The sequence below is a fragment of the Leifsonia aquatica H1aii genome, from assembly GCF_000633535.1.
Classification (GTDB): Bacteria; Actinomycetota; Actinomycetes; order Actinomycetales; family Microbacteriaceae; genus Leifsonia; species Leifsonia aquatica_A.
In genome coordinates this window covers 1-5,550 of sequence record NZ_AYMR01000038.1, presented here as the reverse complement: position 1 = coordinate 5,550, position 5,550 = coordinate 1, and the positions used below count along the sequence as shown (strand labels likewise).

Here is a 5,550-nt window from a genome sequence, read left to right as displayed (position 1 = left end):
GGGCGCATGCCCGCCGCTACACCTCGTTAACGGACTTTTCCCGAGTCTTGTACACAGGTCGACACGCCCGGAAAACGTGCTTCACCACAGACGTCGAAGTAGTTTTTACGCACAACCTGTGGATAGCAAAAGTGCTGGTCAAGTCCGCTATAGCGAGAGAAATATCTTCCCTCTCCACACCTTTTCCCACATGTTCTGCACAAGCTGAGCGGCGTTTCGCGCAGATTCTCCACACAGTTATCCACAGGTTGAGTTGTGGTCGTCGTTCCGGGTTCGTAGGGTGAAGCGACGCCGACGGATCGCCCGCCGGGTAGACCGGTTCTGTCGGTGGTCGGCAGGACGATCGGATCATGGCGGCACCTGCCCTGCGAACCCACGAGTCTCGCGGCGCGGCCGGAACGGCGCGCCTGAACGCGTCCTCGCGCCGGGCGGCGAAGCTGGAACCGACGCCACGCGTGCGTGGTTGCCGCGTCCACAGTGAGGAGAGAACGTGTCGATCGCCCATATCGGCCTCGCCGACGGCGGTGCCCCCGCGTCCGAGCCCCGCGGCACCGAGCGGACCCCGCCGCACGACCTGCTCGCGGAGCAGAGCGCGCTCGGCGGAATGCTGCTCAGCAAGGACGCGGTCGCCGATGTGGTCGAAGTCGTGCGCGGAACGGATTTCTACATCCCGAAGCACGAGATCATCTACGACGCGATCCTGTCGCTCTACTCGCACGGCGAGCCCACCGACGTCATCACCGTCACCGACGAATTGACCAAGCTGGGCGAGCTGTCGCGCGCGGGCGGTGCCGAATACCTCCACACGCTCACCAGCCTGGTCCCCACCGCCGCCAACGCCGGCTACTACGCCAACATCGTCACCGAGAAGGCGCTCCTGCGCCGCCTGGTCGAGGCGGGCACCCGCATCACGCAGATGGGCTACAAGGCCGAGGGCGAGGTCCTGGACCTCGTGAACAACGCGCAGGCGGAGATCTACTCGGTCACGGGCGCCCAGGAGGCCGAAGACTACGTGCCGCTCACCGAAGCGGTCACCGTCGCCATCGACGAGATCGAGGCGGCCAAGCACAAGGACGGCTCGATGACGGGCGTCCCGACGGGCTTCTCCGAGCTCGACGAGCTGACGAACGGCCTGCACCCCGGCCAGATGGTCATCGTCGCGGCCCGACCCGCCCTCGGAAAGTCGACCCTCGCGCTCGACTTCGCCCGCGCAGCGGCCATCAAGCACGACATGCCCACCATCTTCTTCTCGCTCGAGATGGGGCGCAGCGAGATCGCCATGCGCCTGCTCTCCGCCGAGGCGAGCGTCCCGCTCCAGCACATGCGCAAGGGAACGGTCGATAATCGCGACTGGACCACCATCGCCGCGACCCGTGGCCGGATCAACGACGCACCGCTCTACATCGACGACAGCCCGAACATGACGCTCGTCGAGATCCGTGCCAAGTGCCGGCGCCTCAAGCAGCGCGTCGGCCTCAAGATGGTCGTGATCGACTACCTCCAGCTCATGACGAGCGGCAAGCGCGTCGAGAGCCGCCAGCAGGAGGTCTCCGAGTTCTCGCGCGCCCTCAAGCTGCTCGCCAAGGAGCTGCAGGTCCCGGTCATCGCCCTCTCGCAGCTGAACCGTGGCCCCGAGCAGCGCGCCGACAAGCTGCCCGCCCTGAGCGACCTCCGCGAGTCCGGCTCGATCGAGCAGGACGCCGACATGGTGATCCTGCTCCACCGTGAGTCCGCCTACGAGAAGGACAACCCGCGCGCCGGCGAGGCCGACCTCATCGTCGCCAAGCATCGCAACGGCCCCACCAAGACCGTCACCGTCGCCTTCCAGGGCATGTACTCCCGCTTCGCCGACATGGCGCCGGTCTGATCCGGCCAGCACTGTAGGTTCCTCCGGAAGGTGTCCAAACGTCTCTCGATTTGTCCAAGCGCTGTGCGAATTCGATCGGATGAGCACGCCGCGCAATTCGACGCCAACCCACCGGCACAGTGCACGCTAGTCGATGGTCTGTAGCTGACCCGTCGCGTCGAGTCTCATGTTGAGCGACTGGGTTTCACTGTCACCGCACCCAGGGGTGGAGAGGGAGTTGACCGGGATGGGGACGTCCTCTTTGGTCGTGACTGCTTGTTTCCCGGCCTCGGTGGCTGTCACGTGTAGGGCAAAGGTCGTCCGCTCGCCGACGCTGCCGCTCGCTACTACTTGATGAGTTTCCTTCAGGGAGACGCATTTGCCGTCGTCGAGGCATGCCTCGACCTCCGACTGCGGGTGCGCTTGAAACCACCCGGACGGGTCGATGATGACGCTAGGCGGAGTCTGCGATCGGCCAGAGCATCCGGTGGGGGAGCACCCTGCGATGAGCATGCTCAGACTGAGCAGCCCGACCGTTAGGACGACGCTCGCGGTTCGAGTTCTCACCCGGGAACTGTACGTCACTAAAGGTTCGCACGACCATTCTTGCGTGGGTGCGTCGCGGAGGAGTAGACCAGGCTGTGCACCGCCAGGGGGGTGGTGCACAACTGAGGGAGTTGTGCGTGAAACAGAAGAGTCTCATCGGTGGAGTTGTTGCACTTCTCGTCGCAGGTTTGGGGGTGACTGCTGCTACGCCGGCTCAGGCTCTGGACCCACGATTAGATCCGCTGACGTCATCGACGGATTCCTGCCCAGCCGGCCTCCACACGCTGGTCCCAAACCACAGTCAGGTAGCCAAGGAGGGGGTAAAAGCGCTCTTCACGCAGCAGCAGTTGGCGCTCAACCCGACCGCCGGCGATGACGTGCCTGCTCAGATGAAGGACATGCTCGCCCATAACCCGACGTGGTTGCCGACGATCAAGTGTGGCCCGAAGCTGGATCCCAGCGACGCCGCAGTAAAGGCCGCGTCCACGCCGCAGGCACAGCCTTCAGCAGCAGCTGCTGCGGCGGTCACGCCCGCGGTTCAAAGTGCGACGTCTGACAACTGGTCGGGGTATCGAATCAACAACATCGACTATCCGGACCACCAGTTCATCAGCTCGGTGGGCGGTGGCTGGAATGTTCCTTCCCCCTATGCTCCGAACAGCGGCATCTACCAGGAGAGCGCGTCCGAGTGGGTCGGAATCGGGTCCGGGGATCGCACCTCGGACCAGCTGATCCAGGTCGGGACCGTTGCCTACACGGGTCCCGGTCTCGGGGGCATTGGCCCTAGTGGAACGTACGGGTTCTTTGAAATGTACCCGTATCAGAGCGAGCAGATGATTTCCAATTACTCCGTCGTCGGCGGAGACATCGCTAGTGCCTACGTCACCTACCTGGCCAACACCAACCAGATGGTTTGGACGCTGTGCAGCAAGTCCGCGAGTTACAAGTGCGTCTCGGGGTCGGAGAACCTCACCAACACGGTCACCACCATGGCCACCCAGGGGGAATGGATCGTCGAGCGGCACGGGTTCAACGGACACATCTCATCCCTGATCGAGTTCCACCCGCCCATCGATTTCTACGGTACCTACACGGAGATGCGCGGTGGTCCCGGGAACGTGACGGACAAGTATGTTCTGGGCCAAGGACCGGTGGGAAACACGAGAGACAATGTGTACCTCGACAGGATCACCATGACGAACTGCAACAACAGCGCCCCCAACCTAGTGAGCACCTCAGGCCTGAACTACCCGACGACAGGCGAATTCGAGGTCGTGTGGAAAGCGAAGGGTGATACTTGTTGAGCTGGCCTTCCCGAGGACTTTCTGCTGAACGTCGCGAACATCGACACGGCTTTGAGCTGTTCGCGAACGGGAACCTGGCGCCCAGGATTGCAAACATCCTCCCCGCGAAGTCAGGTCGCACCGGAGATTACTCACGCAAAAAATGGGTTTAGTGGGATTCAGTCGAGGCATTGGAGAAGCGCCGTGCGAGTAGTGGGAGGGCGTGCTGGCGCGTACCCGATTCGTGCGGGATGCTTTGGCTGAAAGGGCATCGGATCCTCCGGTTGCTCTTAACCCGCCACCGTGTCAGCAAAATAGTCTCGATCAAGTCGGTGGGGGTCCAGCAGCTCTACCTGGACGCCCATCGGACGCGAAGCTGCCAGAACGGTGCGCGCCAATTGGGGCGAACCCTCGAAGCCGAAACGGAACAGCATTCGATACTCGCGAATACCGGCGCGGTGCAGGCATCGGAGTAGCGACGCGCCAACCGGCTCGACTCCGCTCCGGCATGCGGCAGAGAGGAATGTCGGAAGGTGCGCCGGTTGGTGTCGTTCCGCGTCGGTGCCGGGTCCGCGCACGATGAAGATGCTCTCTAGCTGGTGGGGGTGGTGAGGGCCGACGCCCCCACTGGTGGGAGGGATGCGGGGGCTTGCACTGTCTGGGTCGCGCCGACGGAGTCTGGCGGTGCGGTGAAAGCCTGGGAGGGGTCGGTGGTGCTGTCGTCTTGATACATGACGCGGTCCCAGTTGTTCAGCGCCTTGATGTCGTCCTTGAATTGGTCGAATCGTGGCACGTTGGGGTTGGCGAGGTCGGAGAGCTCGTCTTCTTTATGTCGGGGCAGGACGCGAACCAGAGCGCTGGTTTCCGTGCGCTCGGTCTCGTGCAGACCGCGTACACGCGAGAAACCGCTGACCCCACTCTCGGCGGCTATTTCACGTCTCGAGGAGTCGAGATTCTGCGCACTGTGCGCGATTGGGACGAGTCCAGATTGCCGTTCGAGCAGGCGTGCCTTGAGGTCACCTCGGCCCTGAACGGTATCCGGATTATCGTGCACAATTGGCCGTACCCAGAACGGCGGCGAGACGCGCTGATCGTGATCTATGAGTAGATGCTCGAGCATCATTTACGACTCGAGCGCAGTCATGACGAATCGCCGCTTGCAGATCGCGCGGTGGCTGCACACCTCCTATCCCTCTCCGAGTCGATCCCGCCAGCGGATTCGAGGAGGCTGGCTTGGGGTTCGAATCCTGTTCTACGACGTTCATACTGGTCGAGTTGGCGCTCGATTCGCTGAATGGCGTATCGGACGCAAAGAGGACAGAGCGGCGCGCGCCAAATGGGGGAAGCCCTCGAAGCCGAAACGCAACAGCCTTCGATCCTGGTGACTTGCCTGCGAGGCGCCGGAACGGAGTTCTGAGACGCCGATTGGGCCGACTTTCGCGGAGGCGCGCGCAGCAAGAATAGGATCCTTGAAACATAATGACGGACTGCAAGAGCACAGAAGGGCGACCGGAGGTGGCGGACGTGTATTGGTCCGTCCCGTTCTTCCGAGGAGGCTACCGGTGAGGGTGCCAGGGGCGCGCGCGATAGCGGCCTGCCTGTTCGCGCTCGGTCTGGTGCTCGCTGTCGTGTCCGTGATTCTGTTCGCGATTCCGCGTTCGGCAGCGAGCTTCGGCTGGTACGCCTACTCACCGTTGAGCTCCACCACCTTCGCCCCGCCTGTGGCTGACACGCGTCAGGGTTTCGCTTTCGGCGCGGCCGCAGCAGCGTTGGTTCTCATTGCGGGATCCGTGGGTTGGTGGCTGGGTCGGCGAAATCGCTCGTAGCCGTGGTCAGGGAGTCCGAAGTGGCTGCATGTCGAGTAGGGCTGTGATT

The 5,550-nt window shown here is 63.0% G+C and carries 4 protein-coding genes; 2 read left to right on the top strand and 2 right to left on the bottom strand.

Going from position 1 to position 5,550, the window contains the following annotated elements; translation table 11 throughout:
- Nucleotides 1-490: 490 nt before the first annotated feature.
- On the top strand, nt 491-1,867 hold the full coding sequence (dnaB, locus tag U870_RS0120880; protein WP_025159297.1) for a replicative DNA helicase: 1,377 nt from the start codon (nt 491-493) through the stop codon (nt 1,865-1,867).
- 126 nt (nt 1,868-1,993) lie between these two features.
- Here the strand turns inward: dnaB and U870_RS24510 are convergent, their stop codons facing one another.
- Entirely contained in the window at nt 1,994-2,413 is a 420-nt protein-coding gene (locus tag U870_RS24510; protein ID WP_162819221.1) for a hypothetical protein, read from the bottom strand.
- Nucleotides 2,414-2,529: 116 nt separating this feature from the next.
- Between U870_RS24510 and U870_RS0120875 the strand changes: the two genes are divergently transcribed.
- Nucleotides 2,530-3,696, top strand: a complete 1,167-nt coding sequence (locus U870_RS0120875; RefSeq protein ID WP_162819220.1) for a hypothetical protein — start codon at nt 2,530-2,532, stop codon at nt 3,694-3,696.
- 571 nt (nt 3,697-4,267) lie between these two features.
- Here U870_RS0120875 and U870_RS24505 read toward each other — a convergent pair.
- A complete protein-coding gene (locus U870_RS24505; protein ID WP_162819219.1) occupies nt 4,268-4,798 on the bottom strand; it encodes a hypothetical protein in 531 nt (176 codons plus the stop codon).
- Nucleotides 4,799-5,550 lie beyond the last annotated feature (752 nt).

What these genes read in the sequence shown, in the direction of transcription:
- U870_RS24505 (WP_162819219.1), bottom strand. Translation starts at nt 4,798, where the DNA reads ATGATGCTCGAGCATCTACTCATAGATCACGATCAGCGCGTCTCGCCG.